Origin of the sequence: Actinopolymorpha singaporensis (assembly GCF_900104745.1) — a bacterium.
GTDB lineage: Bacteria > Actinomycetota > Actinomycetes > Propionibacteriales > Actinopolymorphaceae > Actinopolymorpha > Actinopolymorpha singaporensis.
On sequence record NZ_LT629732.1, the window covers coordinates 3,790,255 to 3,808,163 of the forward strand.

Annotated in this window: 17 protein-coding genes, 1 tRNA gene and 1 pseudogene; 12 read left to right on the forward strand and 7 right to left on the reverse strand. The window is 67.0% G+C overall.

Annotated elements, in window-relative coordinates; genetic code table 11:
* Positions 1-212: 212 nt before the first annotated feature.
* Complete coding sequence (locus BLU27_RS29585) at positions 213-1,589, forward strand: hypothetical protein (RefSeq protein ID WP_172804976.1); 1,377 nt, start codon at positions 213-215, stop codon at positions 1,587-1,589.
* Here BLU27_RS29585 and BLU27_RS31305 read toward each other — a convergent pair.
* Positions 1,543-1,665, reverse strand: a complete 123-nt coding sequence (locus BLU27_RS31305) for an SHOCT domain-containing protein (RefSeq protein WP_172805109.1) — start codon at positions 1,663-1,665, stop codon at positions 1,543-1,545. The two genes, BLU27_RS29585 and BLU27_RS31305, sit on opposite strands and share 47 nt — an antisense overlap.
* 103 nt (positions 1,666-1,768) lie before the next feature.
* A pseudogene (locus tag BLU27_RS31310) lies at positions 1,769-1,822 on the reverse strand (hypothetical protein); the annotation flags it as partial.
* Between the two features lie 381 nt (positions 1,823-2,203).
* Here BLU27_RS31310 and BLU27_RS17210 point away from each other — a divergent pair.
* From BLU27_RS17210 to BLU27_RS17235, 6 genes are all read left to right on the forward strand, one after another.
* Complete coding sequence (locus tag BLU27_RS17210) at positions 2,204-2,749, forward strand: DUF7144 family membrane protein (RefSeq protein ID WP_197681472.1); 546 nt, start codon at positions 2,204-2,206, stop codon at positions 2,747-2,749.
* Positions 2,750-4,151: 1,402 nt separating this feature from the next.
* Positions 4,152-4,568, forward strand: a complete 417-nt coding sequence (locus BLU27_RS29170) for an ANTAR domain-containing protein (protein ID WP_157728611.1) — start codon at positions 4,152-4,154, stop codon at positions 4,566-4,568.
* A gap of 187 nt (positions 4,569-4,755) precedes the next feature.
* Positions 4,756-5,097 (forward strand): hypothetical protein, encoded by a 342-nt coding sequence (locus BLU27_RS17220; protein ID WP_157728612.1) that lies wholly within the window; start codon positions 4,756-4,758, stop codon positions 5,095-5,097.
* 454 nt (positions 5,098-5,551) lie between these two features.
* On the forward strand, positions 5,552-6,043 hold the full coding sequence (locus tag BLU27_RS31315) for a DUF5994 family protein (protein ID WP_422386107.1): 492 nt from the start codon (positions 5,552-5,554) through the stop codon (positions 6,041-6,043).
* 345 nt (positions 6,044-6,388) lie between these two features.
* A complete protein-coding gene (locus tag BLU27_RS29175) occupies positions 6,389-6,817 on the forward strand; it encodes a hypothetical protein (RefSeq protein ID WP_157728613.1) in 429 nt (142 codons plus the stop codon).
* Between the two features lie 909 nt (positions 6,818-7,726).
* Positions 7,727-8,353, forward strand: coding sequence for a helix-turn-helix transcriptional regulator (locus BLU27_RS17235; protein ID WP_241827485.1), 627 nt, complete (start codon positions 7,727-7,729; stop codon positions 8,351-8,353).
* On the opposite strand, the gene BLU27_RS17240 is transcribed toward BLU27_RS17235, so the two are convergent.
* Both BLU27_RS17240 and BLU27_RS17245 read right to left on the reverse strand, forming a co-directional pair.
* Positions 8,335-8,913 carry a dihydrofolate reductase family protein gene (locus BLU27_RS17240; protein ID WP_092654707.1) on the reverse strand — a complete coding sequence of 193 codons (579 nt, stop codon included), beginning with the start codon at positions 8,911-8,913 and terminating at the stop codon, positions 8,335-8,337. The genes BLU27_RS17235 and BLU27_RS17240 overlap by 19 nt on opposite strands.
* 813 nt (positions 8,914-9,726) lie before the next feature.
* Positions 9,727-10,089, reverse strand: a complete 363-nt coding sequence (locus BLU27_RS17245) for a hypothetical protein (protein WP_157728614.1) — start codon at positions 10,087-10,089, stop codon at positions 9,727-9,729.
* Positions 10,090-10,506: 417 nt separating this feature from the next.
* On the opposite strand from BLU27_RS17245, the gene BLU27_RS17250 reads away from it, so the two are divergent.
* Positions 10,507-10,977, forward strand: coding sequence for a VOC family protein (locus BLU27_RS17250; protein ID WP_197681473.1), 471 nt, complete (start codon positions 10,507-10,509; stop codon positions 10,975-10,977).
* A gap of 282 nt (positions 10,978-11,259) precedes the next feature.
* Here the strand turns inward: BLU27_RS17250 and BLU27_RS17255 are convergent, their stop codons facing one another.
* Positions 11,260-12,039, reverse strand: a complete 780-nt coding sequence (locus BLU27_RS17255; protein WP_241827486.1) for a class I SAM-dependent methyltransferase — start codon at positions 12,037-12,039, stop codon at positions 11,260-11,262.
* A 607-nt stretch (positions 12,040-12,646) separates the two neighbouring features.
* On the opposite strand from BLU27_RS17255, the gene BLU27_RS17260 reads away from it, so the two are divergent.
* Positions 12,647-13,535 (forward strand): IS5 family transposase gene (locus BLU27_RS17260; RefSeq protein WP_172805110.1). Its coding sequence is split into 2 segments (ribosomal slippage): positions 12,647-13,396 and positions 13,398-13,535, totalling 888 coding nucleotides; the frame shifts between segments, so codons are not numbered across the junction.
* Positions 13,536-13,669: 134 nt separating this feature from the next.
* On the opposite strand, the gene BLU27_RS17265 is transcribed toward BLU27_RS17260, so the two are convergent.
* Positions 13,670-13,742, reverse strand: a tRNA-Arg gene (locus BLU27_RS17265).
* 215 nt (positions 13,743-13,957) lie between these two features.
* Between BLU27_RS17265 and ssb the strand changes: the two genes are divergently transcribed.
* Both ssb and ettA read left to right on the forward strand, forming a co-directional pair.
* Positions 13,958-14,575, forward strand: coding sequence for a single-stranded DNA-binding protein (ssb, locus tag BLU27_RS17270; RefSeq protein WP_092654710.1), 618 nt, complete (start codon positions 13,958-13,960; stop codon positions 14,573-14,575).
* A 191-nt stretch (positions 14,576-14,766) separates the two neighbouring features.
* On the forward strand, positions 14,767-16,449 hold the full coding sequence (gene ettA, locus BLU27_RS17275) for an energy-dependent translational throttle protein EttA (RefSeq protein WP_092654711.1): 1,683 nt from the start codon (positions 14,767-14,769) through the stop codon (positions 16,447-16,449).
* Between the two features lie 111 nt (positions 16,450-16,560).
* On the opposite strand, the gene BLU27_RS30535 is transcribed toward ettA, so the two are convergent.
* Entirely contained in the window at positions 16,561-17,136 is a 576-nt protein-coding gene (locus tag BLU27_RS30535) for a MarR family winged helix-turn-helix transcriptional regulator (protein WP_092654712.1), read from the reverse strand.
* Positions 17,137-17,238: 102 nt separating this feature from the next.
* Here BLU27_RS30535 and BLU27_RS17285 point away from each other — a divergent pair, with 102 nt between their 5' ends.
* On the forward strand, positions 17,239-17,790 hold the full coding sequence (locus BLU27_RS17285) for a YceI family protein (RefSeq protein ID WP_092654713.1): 552 nt from the start codon (positions 17,239-17,241) through the stop codon (positions 17,788-17,790).
* The last annotated feature ends 119 nt before the right edge of the window (positions 17,791-17,909 follow it).

A 17,909-nucleotide genomic window follows, 5' to 3' on the forward strand; every position in this document is an offset into this window, starting at 1 on the left:
CCTGCGGCTCACGGCAGGCTCTGCAGGGAGCTCGTCCTCAGCCACACAAGCATCTTGCGCGAATCGCGCCGACGCATCAGTCGGATTGCAGGGTGGCCATCAGGTGAGCGGTCCGTTCCGGATTCACCCGGGCAGGGTGAGTCTCGCCGTCTACTGGTGAGCCAGCATTGCTCGGAGGCGTCCGTTGGGCGCTGGGGGAGGCTCTGCACGTCATGAGTGGCCCACTGAACGAGGACGAGCGTGCGGAGCTCGAGCGGCTTCGCGCGGAGGTGGGCAGGGCACGGGCCGAGACCGAGCGGTTGACGGCCCAACTGCACGCTGCGGCCCCTGCAGCGCCGGAGGAGGCGGCTGCCGGCGCCGCCGAGAGGCCACGCAGGCTTTGGCGTACGCCTGTGGCTGTGCTGGTCCTCGTGCTCGGCTGCCTGCTGGCTCCGATCTCGGTGGTGGCGATCTGGAGCAGTACGACTGTTTCCGACTCGAACCGCTACGTGGAGACCGTGGCGCCGCTGGCCAGGGATCCTGCGGTCCAGAACGCGGTCGCCTCCCGTACCACCGAGGAGATCTTCAAGAGGCTGGACCTGCGCGGCCTGCTGAGCCAGGGGGTCAACGGAATCCTCGCGTCGACCCACCTGCCGCCCCTGGTGCAGGAGCGGCTACGAAGTCTGGTCGGGACGATCTCGAATGGGATCGAGGAATTCGTCCGGTCCAAGATCGGCGACCTGGTGAAGAGCGACCAGTTCGCGACCGCCTGGGTACAGGGGAACCGGGTCGCTCACCAGACGATGGTCAAAGTTTTGTCGGGCGAGAGCCGTGGGATCACCGTCCAGGGCAACACCGCCTATCTGCAGTTGGGGCCCTTCATCGATGTCGCGAAGCAAAGGCTGGCCAAGGCGGGCTTCGGGCCGGCGGCGAGCATCCCACAGATCAACCCGAGCGTCGCGCTCTTCCCGGCGAAGGACCTGGTGAAACTGCAGACCGCATACACCTGGCTCAACCGCCTCGCGATCATCCTGCCCGTTCTGACGCTCGCTCTCCTCGGCGCGGCGGTCGTCCTCGCTCGCCGGCATCGACGGATGCTCCTCGCCAGCGGCCTCGGGCTGGCGGCATCCATGGTGGTACTCGGCCTGGGGCTGGTGGCCGCCCGGGCGATCTACCTCAACTCCCTTCCACCGGACGGCATGCCTCCGGACGCCGCCGCGGTGATCTTCGACACGCTTGTGCGGTTCCTCCAGGCGCAGCTGCGCACTTTGGCGGTCGTCGGCGTCGTGGTGGCATTGGGTGCGGCCGCGACCGGGCCGTCGACCGCGGCCGTGCGCACCCGGTCTGTGTTGTCGACCGGGATCGGCAGGCTCCGGGACAGTGGTGAGTCGATCGGCCTGCGAACAGGCCGCGTCGGCAGCTGGACCTACGACCACCGAACCCTCCTGCGGGTCGCGGTCATCACGATCGCTGGGATCGGATTCATCGCGTGGAACGATCCCAGCATCGCGGTAGTGCTACTGCTGGCCCTGCTGGTGCTGGTCGCACTGGCGCTGATCGAATTCATCGCCCGCCCACCCGGCGAACCGCGGGTAGCAGCGTTAAGATGAGGATCTTCGACTTGGCCTGCTGGAACTCGGCTTCGGAGAGGTCGCCGTGCTCCCTGAGCTGGGCGAGCTTGGTCAGCTCGTCGGTAGTCCTGGAACTCGGCCTCGCGCTTCGTCACCTGTGCCATCTCACGTTCGCTCATGGAACGACCGCGTGCGAGCACGTACGCCAGGACGCCGAGGAACGGGAGGACGATCACGAACAGAAGCCATCCGGCCTTGGCCCAGCAGCCCATGTCCGGGTGCTCCGAGCAATGGGTAGTCCACGATTTCCTACAATCAGTGGCTGATGCGCGCCGGGATCTTTGCAAGCCAAGGCGTTCTCAACGGGTGTGCGCGAGCTCCATGACTGTGACTGCGAGGCCCAGCGAAAACCGTTTCTAGACTTATTCTGCTGAGACAATGGTAAGCGTCATCTGACGATCGGGTGTCGGTCTGTGGATCCGGTTATCCTGGCCCTCGGTAAGGACGTCATTTTTGACCAGTTGGATGGGGCGACTTTTCGAATTTTCGGCTGAGAGATCGGATTTCGGTCGATAGGCGGTGCCCGCGCTTCGCAGTAGCGTTGTGGAGGACCTTCCGATCCGTTGGAAGGGAAAACCAATGGGGGTTGTGCCATGACTGACATGGGGCGCCGTGACACCGGCGCCGAGGCGCAGGAGAAAGGTGCAGAGATACCAGAGCAGGCCTCGCCGCCAAGTGAGACAGTCACCTCGCCCAAGGCAGCGCCGGCAGCACGCGGGCCTGGCGAAGCCGAACAGGTACGACCGGCCGCTGCCGGCGGGCTCGGCTGGATCATGTACGCGGGCGCGGTGCTGATCGTGGCGGGCGTGTTCGAGGGAATCTGGGGCTTGACCGCTCTTCTCAGAACGACGTACTTCGTTGTTCCGTCCACCGGGCTTGTCGTTTCCTTCAACTACACCGGGTGGGGGTGGGTCCATGTTGGGCTTGCCGTGCTGCTGGTGCTGACTGGTCTGGCGGTACTCGCGGGTCAGCGGTGGGCGCGATACGTAGGTATCTGCGTGGCGGCCCTCGGGATGATCGCGAACTTCCTCACGCTCGCGGCGTTCCCGTTCTGGTCACTGGTGATGATCGCCATCGACGTTCTCGTGATCTATGCGCTCGCCGTCCACGGGCGGGAAATGGAGCGGCTGCGTGCCTGAAGGCCCCGTCGAGGGACCTGCCGCGTCGGACCCGCTGACCTACTGGCGTGGCAGGTCGGGGCGTTGCCAATCGAGATCGGAGATGCGAGAGGTAGCAAGCAGGATGCATATCAAGCCGCCCACAGTTGCCGCTGTCGCGGTCGGGCTTGGTGTGGCGGGAACGGTCGCAGCCGTACGACGGCATCGCAGCCACGTGAAGCACACAGGGAGACATTGACGTCAGCACGATGGCCTGGTGCGCAGCCTTTGCGAAGGCACGGTGCACCAGGTGATTGCACCGAGATGTCGTCAGCTCGGAGGCACGTCGGCGGGCGGAGTCAGCGAATGTCAGAAATGACCCTGTCGCGGGGTGAGTGCGTCGTGGACGCCGATCTCCTGCGACCCGAGCGCTGAGTTGAGGTATGCCAGGGTCGGCCAGTACCGGTACGTGGTCGGTTGGTGCGCCGTAGCCGGTGGGAAGAAGTGGTGACCGGTGGGCAAGACGCCTGGGGCAAGGCCGCCACCGCCGACCAGTCCAGCGATCCCCTTTGCGTTTCGCCCCCCGTCCCGCACCCCGGGGGAGGAGTCAGGCCGGGCTGCACGCGCTGGAGTTGGCGGTCATGCGCGACGTATTCGCAGGTCAGAGCGGGTGCGCCCGGGAGGATTCGAACCTCCGACCATCGGATTAGAAGAATCACACGCACCGTCTACAACGCCCTCACCTGCAGCTTTGCCACCAAGATCACTCTCATGAGCCTCGTGGCGAGCACCGGCAGACGGCATTTCGCACCCCGTCCCGCACCCCGGGTAGTCGCCTACGTGCGTCACCGGTGATGGTTTCCCTCGCGACGCTGGCCGACGCGCACGTGGTCGAGCCCATGTCGTCTCGGAAGTACCTTCCTAGGCTTCGAAGCCGCCACGCTCCTAACGGACCGGCCCATCCGCGCCCGGGCGCCCGAGCCAGGACAGGAGGTGTAGCCGAAGAACTACACGTTGTGACAGATGCGTTGTTTGGCGCTACCGTGGCATGCCCGCCCATCGGTTAGCCGGACCTTCTCCGGAGAGGGGGAGCCGCCAATGACGCCTGACCTACGCCCCGTGCCAAGTGGCTTGCCATCCGATAGCTCCGCATGCGGCAGGAGAAGCGAGAGGATGTCGCTGAGCTCCTGGCACGGCGGGCCGGCGGATTGTTTCAGGCTGTCGGCGTGGGCGTGATGGTTTGCGGCCTTGGCTCGCGGCTCCGCCTCGTTGCGTCAGCGGGAGAGCGTGCAGGGTTGACGGACTTGTTCGAGATGCAAGCAGACGCCGGGCCGGGACTGGACTCCCACCGCTCACGGATGCCAGTTCTAGACCCCGATGTGGCTGCCCCGAGCAGGTGGGTGGCGTTCTCCGTCTGTGCTGTCCAGGCGGGGATGGTGCGAGCTTGGCGTTGCCACTGGTGTCCGCGGACGCCAGCCTTGGCGCCGTCTCGGTCCTTGCAACCAGCGCGAACGCGTTCACGGATGGCAACATCCGCCTGGCCCAGGGACTCATTGACCTTGCCGTTGTTGGCATCTGTCTGGCCAGGTCGGCGCAGCAGGGTTGGCAGCGCAGTGAACAACTGCAGGGGGCTCTGCAAAGTCGCGTCGTCATCGAGCAGGCCAAGGGGATGCTTGCGCAGTCGTCAGGACTGGGCGTCGATCAGGCCTTCGATGCTCTTCGTGGCTACGCCCGAAACCATCGGCTCAACCTACATGCCCTTGCCGGTGAGGTCGTGAGCCGAACCGTCCTGCCCGAGACGCTGCTGAACCATGTGTACGCGCCTACGAGGCCTCGCCGGCGAGGCGCCAAAGGGCAGTGATGCCTGAATTTGGTTGACCTTTGGCCACGGCAAGAGGAGTCTGGGGCGGAGAGGGCCGCCGATCAGGTAGATCGCGGTGGGCCCACCACGTACGCCAAGTAAGCCAAGGCGCGTCGTCGCGTGCCACGGCGGATACATGGTCAGCAACCGTGCTTCCTCCGTAGACCTTGAGGACCGGAGGCAGCAGGTGAAGCTGTATTACATGACCGATGTGGCAGAACTGATTCTCCAGGAGGGTTTCGGCCCACCCGAGGGCGCAGGGTTCGCTACCCCGACATCGCATGGCGGATACGTCTCCGACCGACCTGTCGCCATGGACGAGGGAGCGATCGGCGACCAGCTACTGGAAGTCCGCCTCCCCGACACTCTCGACCTGGCCGAGTACGAGCTGGATCCCGATGAGTTGTGGCCTTGGGATGGCAGGGAGTGGTGTGTGCCTGCCTCCGTCCTCAACCGGTACGCGAGTGCGCGCCTGCTAGACGGTGAGGAAGCCGACGACGTCTGGCTGCACAGCTGGCTCGCGGCCTGATCGCCGGCAGAGGCTGCTGTGCGAAACTCACTGTCCCCGGCTGGGGGAGAGCATCGACAAGGCGTGGGCGCACCGGCGAGAGCCAGGGGATCGCCCCGGGCCCCGATGCGCTTCGGAAAGGGGACGACCACACCTCCGAAGTCGTGGCAAGCCCCCCGGGGCAACCCGGTCCCGACGTTACGAGGGTTCGACCCACTCGCAAACGGCTCCGGCAATCACTACTGGTCAGAGGGTTCTAGCTCCTCGTGTTCGGCGGGCTGGCGCTCGTCGGGTAGGCACGCAAGTTTGTCGGCGACCCGTTCGGTTGTCGCACATTGACCGCGGTGTTGCAGTGGCGCGCCGAGCCGATCTCAGGAGCTTCGCGTCGGCCGGTCCAGGGGGCGGCGCTTCTCGCTCGCCAGCCTGCCCCATTACCCGGCCGGCTCTTCAGTGAAAGGACTCCTTCGTGGCTTGGATGGCCAGTAGTTCCCGGCCCTGGGACGCCGAGCCGCCGGTCGTCGGTGCACGTGTGAGGCGGGGGCCGGCGTTCTCTCGGCGCGCGCTGGTTCATGGCGCGTGGTGGCCGAGGTCGAACGACCCTCTCATCGAACTCCCGGGGCTGATCGTCGACGTGGACGAGTGGCGCGGCGATTCCTCCGAGTGCCTCATGCTCGCCCCGCAGGGCTGGGAGGACCGCTTGGGGCGGATCCGGGTCCGGGGCCGGATGGTCAGGGTGGGTTGGTACACGACTCAGCCGACCGCCCTGCTCACGGTGGCCTTTCCCGAGCCTCCCAACGTGCATCTCCTGATCGTCCCGTTTGACACCGATCCCGTACGGGCCGAGGCCGCGATGGTCATGGCAGCGAGCCCAGAATGCGTCGTGCCGGCCCAGGAGCTCCTCGCCAGGGTGGCCCATGGTCCGGCAGCACCTCCGCCTGGCGTCGATCCTCTGGGGCCGGAGTCCTGACGGATTGCGCCATTGCCGGCACGCGAACGCGTAATGGCAATGGCGCTCTCTCCACGCCCCGCATCCGGCCAGGCCATCAACGGCCGGACTGGCCCCGGAAAACCGGACGAACACCGTCGACGTTGTGAGGTCCGAGTCACTGGCAAGGGCCTTCGGCAGCCACCCAGGCAGGGGTCTGACTGCGCAATCCTTGATCAGCTGTACGCCGTGGCCCCAATCTGGCAGGCCCTCCAGTAGGGAGCCCACCCGCGCTAGAGCCAGCGATCGGTCGACCTCAACCCGCTGTGACAAAACCGACTCAAAAGTCGCGATTGGCCAAGGTCTTTCGCATGGTAGAGAAGCACGATGCGTACCATCGACGATATGGGCCTGGACGATGCACCCGTGAACGAGCCGGCACGCGAGGAATTGATTCGCCTGCGTGAAGAGGCTCAAGATCTGCGCGGACTTGCCGCCAACCAGCGGGAGCTGGCCGCCGAGGCGCGGTGCGACGCCAAGGAAATCCGGATGGCCGAGGCAGAAATTCGCGCTAAGAGCACAAGGATTCGCGACGACGCCTCGTATCAATGGCGGCTAGGCCCGGAGAAGCGTGAGCGCCTCATCGACCAACGAGAACGTGCCGCCGACCAGCGGGCCGACAGAGCCGACGAACGCGAACGGATCGCTGACGAACGCGAACGGATCGCTGACGAACGCGAACGGGTCGCTGACGAACGGGAACGGGTCGCTGACGAACGGGAACGGGTCGCCGGCTTGCGTGACCAGGACGGCTGACCGTCCGACGGGGCCGAGCCTTTGCCCGGACCTCCCGTCACCACCCAAAGTGGCCGAAAGTATCTAAACCGGGGTCGCTCGGCGCAGGGGGAACGTGACGGTGCCGTGCTGGACGAGCTGCTCGGCCAGGCGGTCGACGAGCGGCCTGTGCGGCTCCAGGACGTCCTCGGCGAGCTGCTCGACGAAACGCGGCGGGGCGGCGGCGGCAAGCGAGCGCGGTTAGCGGCGAACGCCCGCCGCACGTCTAGCGCCGACGCTGCAGATCCACGTTGCCGACCTGCAGCGTGATGCATCGCCATGCGAAGCCTGGTGTAGGTCAACGTTCGGCCGAACATGACGCCCCGCCGCCCACACAGTGAGCGTTCGTCTATCCCTCGTAGGTGTCGGGGTTGGGTCCGAATCGGTCAGTAGGTCCGCGGTTGAGCGGATCAATCGAGGTCATCTGATCTGGGGGAGTTCGAAGTCGAAGGGGTCACATTCTCATACCCCGTTGCGTCAGTAGGAGGCGGTGCTGCGCGGTCCGTATTTATGCTTCGTTGACCCTGGTCCCGCATCCTCGTCATCGGCAATCTCGGCTGCGCCGGCTGTCAACGAAGTGCATCGTCTGACGGCCCCTAGCGCAGGCGACCTGGAGAACTACATCGGTGGTGACCGACGTCCCGGCCGACTCTGCATCGCCGCCGGGCGCGGGCGCGCCCGGCGGCGGGCAAAACCATTCTGTGGCCGAAATCCGCCCCCGACCAGAATTCGTGCAGAGGACTCCGATCATCCGTGCAGTCCACTTCGGAAATCGACAGGTCAAGCCGGCGGCGTATCCTCCCCGAGGTGGGACTGCGGTTCGAGACGCGCTGGTCCGACTCGCCGTGGGTCGACACCGTGTGGACCTGCACAAGCGAGCAGGTCACTGCAATGACGTCCGTCGCAGGGGTGCGCTGGGGCCTGGTGTTCTGGGAGCAGGACGGCCGGGGGTACGCGGCCATCACCGGCCCCGAGACCCGGACAGGCACGGCGCCGGTGCCGGTGGGCGCGACCTTCACTGGCATCGAGTTCGCCGTGGGCACCTCGTTGCGGGCGGTGCCCGCGCCGGCTCTGGTCGACGGCGGCATCGAACTCCCTGACAGCACGCGCCGGACGTTCCGGCTGGACGGGGCGCGCTGGGAGACGCCGGGACCGGACGACGCCGAGGCCCTGGTCGAGCGGCTAGTCCGGGCCAGGATCGTGGTCCGTGACCCGCTCGTCGCCGAGGTGCTGCGGGGCCGCCGCCCGGCCGTCTCGGCGCGCACGGTCGAACGCCGGTTCCGCGCCGCGACCGGGTTGACGCGGGGCGCCGTCCGGCAGATCGAGCGGGCCCGCACCGCGGCGGAGCTGCTGGCGGCCGGCGAGCCGACCGCCAAGGTCGTCGCCAAGCTCGACTACTTCGACGAGCCGCACCTGGCACGGGCGCTGCGCTCGTTCGTCGGACGCACCGCTAGGCAGCTTCGCGAGGGCACCGGCGGCGCGATCGCCCTCGACCTGGATCAGCGTATGACGTCGTAGACCAGCTTCAGAATTCCGTTCGAATAGCTCTCTGACTCCCGTAGCCTCAGCATCTGCTTGTCGCGGTCGGCTCGGCCGAACAGGCTCTTCCCGGCACCGAGCAGCACGGGGAAGACGAGCAGGTTGTACTGGTCGATCAGGCCTGCGTCGGACAGCCGCCGGGCCAGCTCCGCGCTGCCGTGGATGAAGATCGCGCCGCCGTCGCCCTCCTTGAGCGCGGCAACATCCTCGGTGGAGCGCAGGATCGTCGTCGGACCCCACCCGTCGACGAGGGCATCGTCGGACAGCGTGGTCGACACCACATACTTGGGCAGCTCCTTGTAGTCGGCGTGGTCCTCCGAGCCGGGCCAGACTGGCGCGAAGGCCTCGTAGCTGCGACGGCCGAACATCAACGCCGTCGTGTCGGCGAGCTCCTCGCCCTTGAGCGACCAGGCTTCTGGGACGAACTCGAGGTCCTTGACCACCCAGCCGCCGCTGCGGTGCTCCTCGCTCGGCCCGCCGCCGGGCGAGTCCACGACGCCGTCGAGCGACATGAAACAGGTGTAGACCACGTCACGCATTGTGCTGTCTCCTCATCATCGGGCGAACTGCTCGGTCCACCTTAGATCGCGGCAGCGGCGACCGTCTTGGACGGAAACGACAGCGGGCTCAGAACGCGAGAGGTGGTTGCCGGACTCGGACTAGCGGGCGTCGATTCGAGGCGAAGCAATGTTGGGGGCCATGGCCAGCGTCAAGCAGAAGATCAGCGACGCCCGCGAACCCGTCGCCGACCGGCGCAAGGCCACGTTGCTCCGACACATCAGGTAGCGGCTGCTCTCCCGCCGGTCGGACGCGCCGCTCGGCTCGACGACGACACCAGCTTGTCGGTGATGATTCCAAGCGGCCAGGTCGCAGCCGTCTCCACCAGCGCTCTACCGGCCGACAGGCCAGCGCGTCGGGCGGACTTGGCCTGCTCCTGTTCTTCCTGCTGGGAATGCACGTCGTGTACTACCAGTCGGAGATCAACAAGATCATCGACGCGTACAAGGGTGTACTGGAAGGCGAGCGCATTCCGCTGTACCGGTGACGAAATGCGGGCCGGTTCGGGGGCTTGGGGACAGTGGGGGACGCCCTGGATCCGCGAGCGCTACCGCGCTTGCCACTGGCGTGTCGGACCGCCGGTCGGCCCATGGGGGAGCGGGCCCAGGGGACCGTGGCTGAGGTGGTCGTCGGAGCAGCAGGCTTTACCCACCTCCCTCGGGTCGGGTCCTTAAGACCGGGGGACCGCCTCGGGCCACAACGGGCAAGCCAAGAACCAGCCCGAGCCGCGGAAGCGTACGGCCCCCGGGTCTGCGCGACTCGATGCAGGACACCGGCCAAGCCAGCCGGCCCTTTCATGCTTTCCGCGTCGACGCCACAAGGGTTGACACGACCTCCGTACAACGCGGTCCGAGTTTCCCAGCTTCGAGTTGGTCAAGCAGCAGGGCTAGTACGCGGTCCTTGAGTGCGTGTGCTCGGCGGCGGTAGTCGGCGAGGTCTGCCTCGGGGTGTGCTTCGAGGTCCTGCAGCAGGGCGTCGATGTCGCACCCGAGTGGGTCCTCGTTCTCCTTCAGCGTGGTCCGTGCCTCGGTGCCGCTGGCCGGGGCGATGCCGGTCGTGTGTCCGGCGATGATGGTGGCCATCCAGGCGAGGATCTTCTGGACTCCGGCCTGGTCGGTCCAGCTCAGGTCGTCCTCCTTGACGATTACTCGGAACACGAGGCCCACGACGGTACAGGCAGACACCGACGGCGTGTGTCCTGTGCCTGGAGAGACCTGGATCTGAGCAGGTCCTTCGACAACGTGCCGCGCCATCCGAGCCGTCCCGGCCGCGTAATCGAGCCGCCAGCGGAACGGGTCCGGACGAGTGAGTGCCGGATCCGTTCGACCACTGCATCGGTGTCAGCCGACGCCCACCTCCACGCCGACGCGCGCTGCCATGCCGTGCCGGCTCGTTGCTCGATAACCATTTCCTCGCCCGGACGCTCGACTGGGCCCATCGGGTCACCATGCCAGCGCTGGGCGAAGCCTGGCCATCGATTTCCTCTACAGACGGGCGCGCCGCCAGCCCTCTGAGGCGCGCCGACGGCATGCAACGGCCACTGCGGACAGGGGTGTCGCTGACGACTGGTAAGCATGACCGACATCGCCTGCAACCGTCGAGGAGACGTGATGAACGATCCCGCTGGAACTGACCCTCTAGCCATCACCATGTCCGGTGTGGTCCTCGACTCGCTGGACGCGCGTGTGCTCGCTGACTTCTACAGCAGGCTGCTTGGATGGCCGATCGGCGACTACGACCCGGGTTGGTCAACCGTCAAGAACCCCAGCGGCGGCACGCAGCTCTCGTTCCAGGGGGAGCCGAGCTATCAGCCGCCGAACTGGCCGACCAAGCCCAACAGCCAGCAAATGATGCTGCACCTCGACTTCAACGTTGATGACCTTGCGGTAGCCCACGTGCACGCAGTCGCAGTTTGGCGCAACCCCAGCACCGTGGCAACCGCAGTCGCACGTTCGGGTCTACACCGATCCAGTGGGACATGTGTTCTGTCTCGCAAGCTGAGCGCCTGGGACCGCGCCCGAACGCGCCTGCATGGACTGACATGAACAGGTGAGCATGGGTTAGCTGCCGTGCTTTCCGCCACGGCTTTTAAGGGGTCCCTCGCGGTGACTCCCGGGCCGTTCCGCCGAGCGTGGGAAGCGATCGAAGCGGGACGCACCTCAGATTCCCAAGCTGACGGTGCGGGTTTGCCTAACGATTGGGCCGGTGCAACCCGTTGACACGTCGCCAATCTCGTAAACCGACTGGCCCGCTCGCTCTAGACAAATCCTGGATTCGAGCTACCGCGACGCCCGTCGCGCGGCGGACGTCGCGGTAGCCCATATCTCTCAGGGTTTGAGGGCGCGGGTGGCGTAGTAGCCGGGCAGCCAGCCTGCGGTGGCGTCGGAATGGTGCGGGGCCTCGTCGAACCCGGTGATCACGAAGCCGGCGGCGAGCTGCCCGCCGATCTGCTCGGCCATCGTGTGGCTGTACTCCAGCGGCGCGTTGGCTCCCCACAGCCGCTCGCGCTCCTCTGCCGGGACGTGCGTCAGGTCACTGTACGGCAGGCGGTGGCGGACGACCAGCTCGCCGCGGGTGTCCATGGCCTCGTGGTCGAACAGGTACACGTCAGGGTTGAGGAAGCCGCACAGCAGCGCGCCGCCCGGCCGCAGCACGCGGAAGCACTCGCGCCACACGGGTGCGAGCTCGGGCACGAACAGGTTCGAGACCGGGTTGAGGACGAGGTCGAACGAGGAGTCGCCGAACTCCGACTGGTCGCGCATGTCGCCCAGTACCGTGCGCAGCTGCAGACCCTCGCGCTCCGCGACCATCTGATCCTGGGCGAGCTGACGCGGTGAGTTGTCGAAGACCGTGACCCGCGCGCCGGCCGCGGCGAGCGTCGGGCCTTGCTGCCCACCGCCGGAGGCCAGGCAGAGAGTGTCTACATCGGACAGGTCGGCGGGGAACCACGCCCGGTCGACCGGCCGGTACCCGATGAGCACGACGGACCAGTCACCGGCGCGTGCCCGCGCGACGGTCTCGGGGGTGACCGGGCGGGACCACTCGTTGCCGCTTTCGACCTCAAGGTCCCACGCGGCGCGGTTGTGCGCTACCGGATCAACGCTCACTGGCATACGGTAGCGCCGCGGCGACGATCACCGCCCGGGGCGCGCATACCTTCAGCTTCTGGTCCAGGCCTGGTTGCTGTCTCCGTTGCAGGTCGCGACATTGACCGGGGAGCCGTTTCCGGTGCCGGCGTGTTCAGGCACAGGGCCGGGCTGGGTCGTCGACGCAGTGATCGCGAACCAGGTGAGCGCCATAGAAGCCGTCCGCCGGCTTGCATCTGAGGGCCACGTGCGCCAGATCACGATGGGTGGCCGACCGGTACCCCGAGCAACTCGAACAACACATCAAACTGGACAGCGGAAAGGTCCGCGGATCGGTCGACGTGCGGTGTGGGCTGCTCGGCAAGCCACTGGAGGTTGCACCGCTCGAGTCCTGCTGAGGTGTCGGTGCCGCTTGTACGGTGCGGCGATGGCCACGATCTGGCTCACCTCGAACGGCGGCGCCGAGCCGCGAGAAGTAGGTTCGGGAGACTAGGGCGTGTTGCGAAGTCGGTTCGGCTGGGTGGCGGGGTTGTCGCGTGTCGTGATCGACATGAAGAGAGGTCTCCGGTAGAGGGTTCATCGACCAAGAAGAACCTGAAGTACCGGAGACCTCGTGGCCACCATAGCGGTGACGAGGCGGTTCGACCTGACCGATGCGCAGTGGGCTGTGCTGGAGCCGTTGCTGCCTGCGCTTTCGCGGTCGGGCCGGCCGTCGCAGTGGACCAAACGGCAGCTCATCGACGGGATCCGGTGGCGGGTCCGGGTCGGCGCCCCGTGGCGCGACGTCCCGGCCTGTTACGGGTCCTGGCAGGCGGTGTACGGGCTGTTCCGCCGCTGGCAGCGCGCCGGGATCTGGGCCCAGATCCTGACCGGCCTGCAGGCGCTGGCTGATGCGGCGGGGCTGATCTGGTGGGACTTGAGCGTGGACTCCACCATCACCCGGGCCCACCAACACGCCGCGGGTGCTCGGACCTGCCCCGGCCTTCAGGCCGAACCGCCCGGCGGGGTTTCGGTTGAGCCGTCCGACCATGCGCTGGGGCGTTCTCGTGGCGGGTGGTCGACCAAGCTGCACCTGGCATGTGAGCAGAACCAGATGTTGATGTCGCTGGTCCTGACCCCCGGCCAGGCCGGTGACAGCCCACAGATGATTCGGGTCCTGGAACAGGTCCGGGTGGCCCGCCCCGGTGGCGGCCGGCGCAGGACCCGGCCGGTGCGTGTCTTAGCGGACAAGGCCTACACCGCCGTGGGTAACCGGGTCTACCTACGCCGTCGCCAGATTAAGGCCACCATCCCGTCCAAGGCCGACCAGGACGCCAACCGGGCAAGGAAAGGCTCCCGCGGCGGATGCCCTCCGGCCTTCGACGCCGAGATCTACAAGCCGGCGCCACGCCGTGGAGTGCGGCATCAACCGACTCAAACGCCACCGCGCCACCGCCACCCGCTACGACAAACTCGCCGTCCGCTACGAAGCCACCATCCACATCAGCACCATCAACGACTGGCTCCACCGAATTTGAAACACGCCCTAGGGGGCCGGTCGCACCAGCAGTCTGCGTTTCGCACCCCGTCCCGCACCCCGGGGAGGGGCCAGACTGGCCTGGACGCGCTGGAGTCGGCTGTCAGGCGGGACGTATTCGCAGGTCAGAGCGGGTGCGCCCGGGAGGATTCGAACCTCCGACCATCGGATTAGAAGTCCGGTGCTCTATCCGCTGAGCTACGGGCGCTGGTCTGCGTCGGAATGACCGCATCCTGCTTCGTCGCGGCAAGAGCGTAGTGGCCATGCCGGACGCGGACAGACTAGTACCCGCCTAGCGCGTGCCGGTTTTCTGTCCACAGATCGCGGTTCGGCGGCTTTGTCCACAGCCCGGGTGCGGGCGGGCCGAGCCGCTGGCGATCCGGGCCAAGGTGGTGACCACAGATCACGAAGAAGGGTCGCCCCATGAACGAGACGATGATCACCATCGCCGGCAACGTCGCCACCGAGCTGCGCTTCGTCCGCTCAGATCGCGGCACGTCGCTCGTGTCCTTTCGGCTCGCATCGACCCCGCGGCGCTACGACCGCAACCAGGGCGGTTGGGTGGACGGCCATACGACCTACGTCACGATCGTCTGCTGGCGCACCCTCGCCGAGAACGTCGCCGGCAGTCTCCACAAAGGAGACCCAGTGGTCGTCTTCGGCCGGCTCCGGGTGGAGAACTGGGAGCGTGAAGGGAAGACGGGCACGACCGTCGAGGTCGAGGCCCAGGCGCTCGGCCACGATCTGTCACGGGGGACCTCGGCCTTCCGGCGAACCCGCCGTGAGCAGCGTGAGGGAATCTCCGACACCTCGCTGGCTGAGGAACTGGCCAGGAGCTGGGACACCGGCGAGCCTGCCGACGGCCCTGACGTGACGGGCGAGGAAGCGACATCCAGCGGCACCGACAGCCCCCACGGGCACACAGATGTCGGCGTCGATCACCCCGAGGACGGCGCGATGCCCACGCGCCGGCGCGGCAGTGGCCAAAGCCCCCTGGCCGATGCCGTCACCTCGGACGACGCCGATCGGCGGGCTGCCTGACCAGCCCGCCAGCAGAGAGAGCGGGCTTCCTGAGTGCCCGCCTCTCCAGCTGCCGGGCGGCGACCTCGGCCGCGGTGTAACCCACCCCCCACCGCGGACGTGCCCCCGGACGCCGCCCGGCAGCACCCTCACGTCGCCGGTGTTGCAGGATGGTAGTTGTCTTGTTTGCCCCCGACCCCGAGGTGAATCGCGTGCCGGAGTACATCTACACGATGCGGGGCGTCCGCAAGTCGCTCGGCGACAAGGTCGTCCTCAACGACGTGACGCTCTCCTTCCTACCCGGCGTGAAGATCGGTGTGGTTGGTCCCAACGGGACGGGTAAGTCCACTCTGCTCAAGATCATGGCCGGGATGGAGAACGTCTCCAACGGTGACGTGCTGCTCGCGCCCGGATCGTCCGTGGGCATCCTGCTTCAGGAGCCGCCCCTGACCGAGGACAAGACCGTCCTGGAGAATGTCCAGGAGGGGGTGGCCGAGACCAAGCAGATGCTCGACCGCTTCAACGAGATCTCCGCCGAGCTCGCCGACCCCGACGCCGACTACGACACGCTCCTCGCCGAGATGGGGGAGCTGCAGACCCAGCTCGACCACCGCGACGCCTGGGACCTCGACTCCAGGCTGGACATGGCAATGGACGCGCTGCGCTGTCCGCCCGGTGACTCCGACGTCACCCGCCTGTCCGGCGGGGAGCGACGGCGGGTCGCGCTGTGCAAGCTGCTGCTGTCCCAGCCCGACCTGCTGCTGCTCGACGAGCCCACCAACCACCTCGACGCCGAGAGTGTCCAGTGGCTGGAGCAGCACTTGGCCGCCTACCCCGGCACCGTGCTGGCCGTCACCCACGACCGGTACTTCCTCGACAACGTCGCGGGCTGGATCCTCGAGCTCGACCGGGGCAAGGCCCACCCGTACGAGGGCAACTACTCCACCTACCTCGAGACCAAGCAGCAGCGACTGTCCATCGAGGGCCGAAAGGACGCCAAGCGCCGGCGGATCCTCGAACAGGAACTGGAGTGGGTGCGGTCCAACCCCAGAGCCCGGCAGGCGAAGAACCGCGCTCGTCTGCAGCGGTACGAGGAGCTGGCGGCCGAAGCCGAGCGAGTCAAGAAGATTGACTTCGAGGAGATCCAGATCCCGCCGGGCCCGCGCCTCGGCAACGTCGTGCTCGACGCGCACGGCCTCAAGAAGGGGTTCGGCGACCGCGTACTCATCGACGATCTGTCGTTCTCGCTCCCCAGGGCCGGCATCGTCGGTGTGATCGGTCCCAACGGGGTCGGCAAGACGACCCTCTTCCGCATGATCGTGGGTGAGGAGAAGGCCGACGCCGGCGAGCTCCGGGTAGGGGAGACGGTCAGTATCTCCTACGTCGACCAGACCCGCGCCAAGCTTCCCGCAGAGAAGAACGTGTGGGAGACCGTTTCGGACGGCCTGGACTGGATCCGGGTGGCCAGCTTCGAGATGCCGAGCCGCGCTTACGTCGCGTCGTTCGGCTTCAAGGGGCCCGACCAGCAGAAGCGTGCCGGGATCCTCTCCGGCGGCGAGCGCAACCGGCTCAACCTGGCGCTGACCCTGAAGCAGGGCGGCAACATGCTGCTGCTCGACGAGCCCACCAACGACCTCGACGTCGAGACGCTCCAGTCGTTGGAGAACGCTCTGCTGGAGTTCCCCGGCTGCGCGGTCGTGACGTCCCACGACCGGTGGTTCCTCGACCGCGTGGCGACGCACATCCTCGCCTGGGAAGGCACGGACGAGAACCCCGGGAAGTGGTTCTGGTTCGAAGGAAACTTCGCCGACTACGAGGCGAACAAGATCGAGCGCCTCGGACCCGAGGCGGCGCGGCCCCACCGGGTCACCTACCGTCGGCTCACCCGCGACTGACGCTGGTCAGGCAGCCGGCGCGCGCCGCTCGGTGAGCGCCGTGCCGGCTGCGACGCGCCGACAGCGGCGCTTACGCGATCATCTGTCACGGTTGGTCCAGGGCGGGCAGGCTCAGCCTGCAGCCGACATTTGCGGGGTGGTAGGTGCGCCGGCATCCGCCACCCCGTTGTCGTTTCCGTCGTCCGGGCACCCCGGTGCGGCGTCACCGACGCGGTCACGCCGCTTGCCTGCCAACGCCGCCGTGTTGCGGGCGCTCACTGCCGCGAACACCCGGCCGAGCGCAGCCAGGTCGTCCTCGCTCACCAGGTCGATCAGCCCGTCCCGCACGCCCGCGACGTGGTGCGGGGCCGTCTCCACCAGTCGGGCGTACCCCTCCTCCGTGAGACGAGCCAGGACACCTCGCCGGTCGGACGGGCAGGCTTCGCGCTCGACCAGGCCGGCGGCCTCCATCCGCGCGATGGTGTGCGTGAGCCGGCTTCGTGAGTGATGCACGGATTGGGCGAGTTCGGCCATCCGGAGCGTGCGCCCCGGTGACTCCGACAGCCGAACCAAGATCTCGTACTCCGGCATCGACAGCCCCAGGGCCCGCAGATCGCGGTCGATGCGCTCCATCAACTGCGCGCTACCGAGGAGGTAGGCGCGCCAGGCTCGCTGCTGCCCAGCGCTGAGCCACTTCGTTGATCCCATGCGTTCAGCATACTCGATGGTTGACACTTCAACCATAGTCCTGGCACTATGGCGAACGTAAGAAGGTTGAACCTTCAATATACTGTTGTGGAGGGCTATCCCATGAGCACCCTGACGACCCCGCCCGAGCTGACCGCCGGCACCTGGACGATCGACCCGGTTCACTCCGAGGTCGGCTTCACGGTCCGTCACCTCATGACGAAGGTGCGTGGCTCGTTCCGCGACTTCGAGGGGACCCTCGAGATCGCCGACGACGTGGCCGCGTCCAAGGTCAACGTGCAGGTCCAGCTGGCTTCGATCGACACCGGAAACCAGCAGCGCGACGACCACGTTCGCTCCGGCGACTTCTTCGACATCGAGAAGTTCCCGACGATGACATTCGTGTCCACCGGCGTACGTCCGCACAACGACGGGTTCGTCCTCGTCGGCGACCTCACCATCAAGGACGTCACCAAGCAGGTCGAGCTGGTCGGCGAGTACCTCGGTGTCGACGACGACGCCTACGGCAACACCCGCGTGGGATTCGACGCCACCACGACCATCAACCGCAAGGACTTCGGCGTCGACGCCAACGTCCCGCTCGGCGGCGAGAAGTTCCTGATCGGCAACGAGATCGCCGTCCAGCTCTCGGTCCAGGCGATCCTGCAGAAGTAGACACGGCCCCGCACGACCCACCGCAGCAGCGGGGTGGCTCGAGCAGTGCTCGAGCCACCCGTTGCGGGTCTTCGGCACCTGGCTCGTCGCGTCGGGCGCGTGCCACCGCCCGCGGGTCA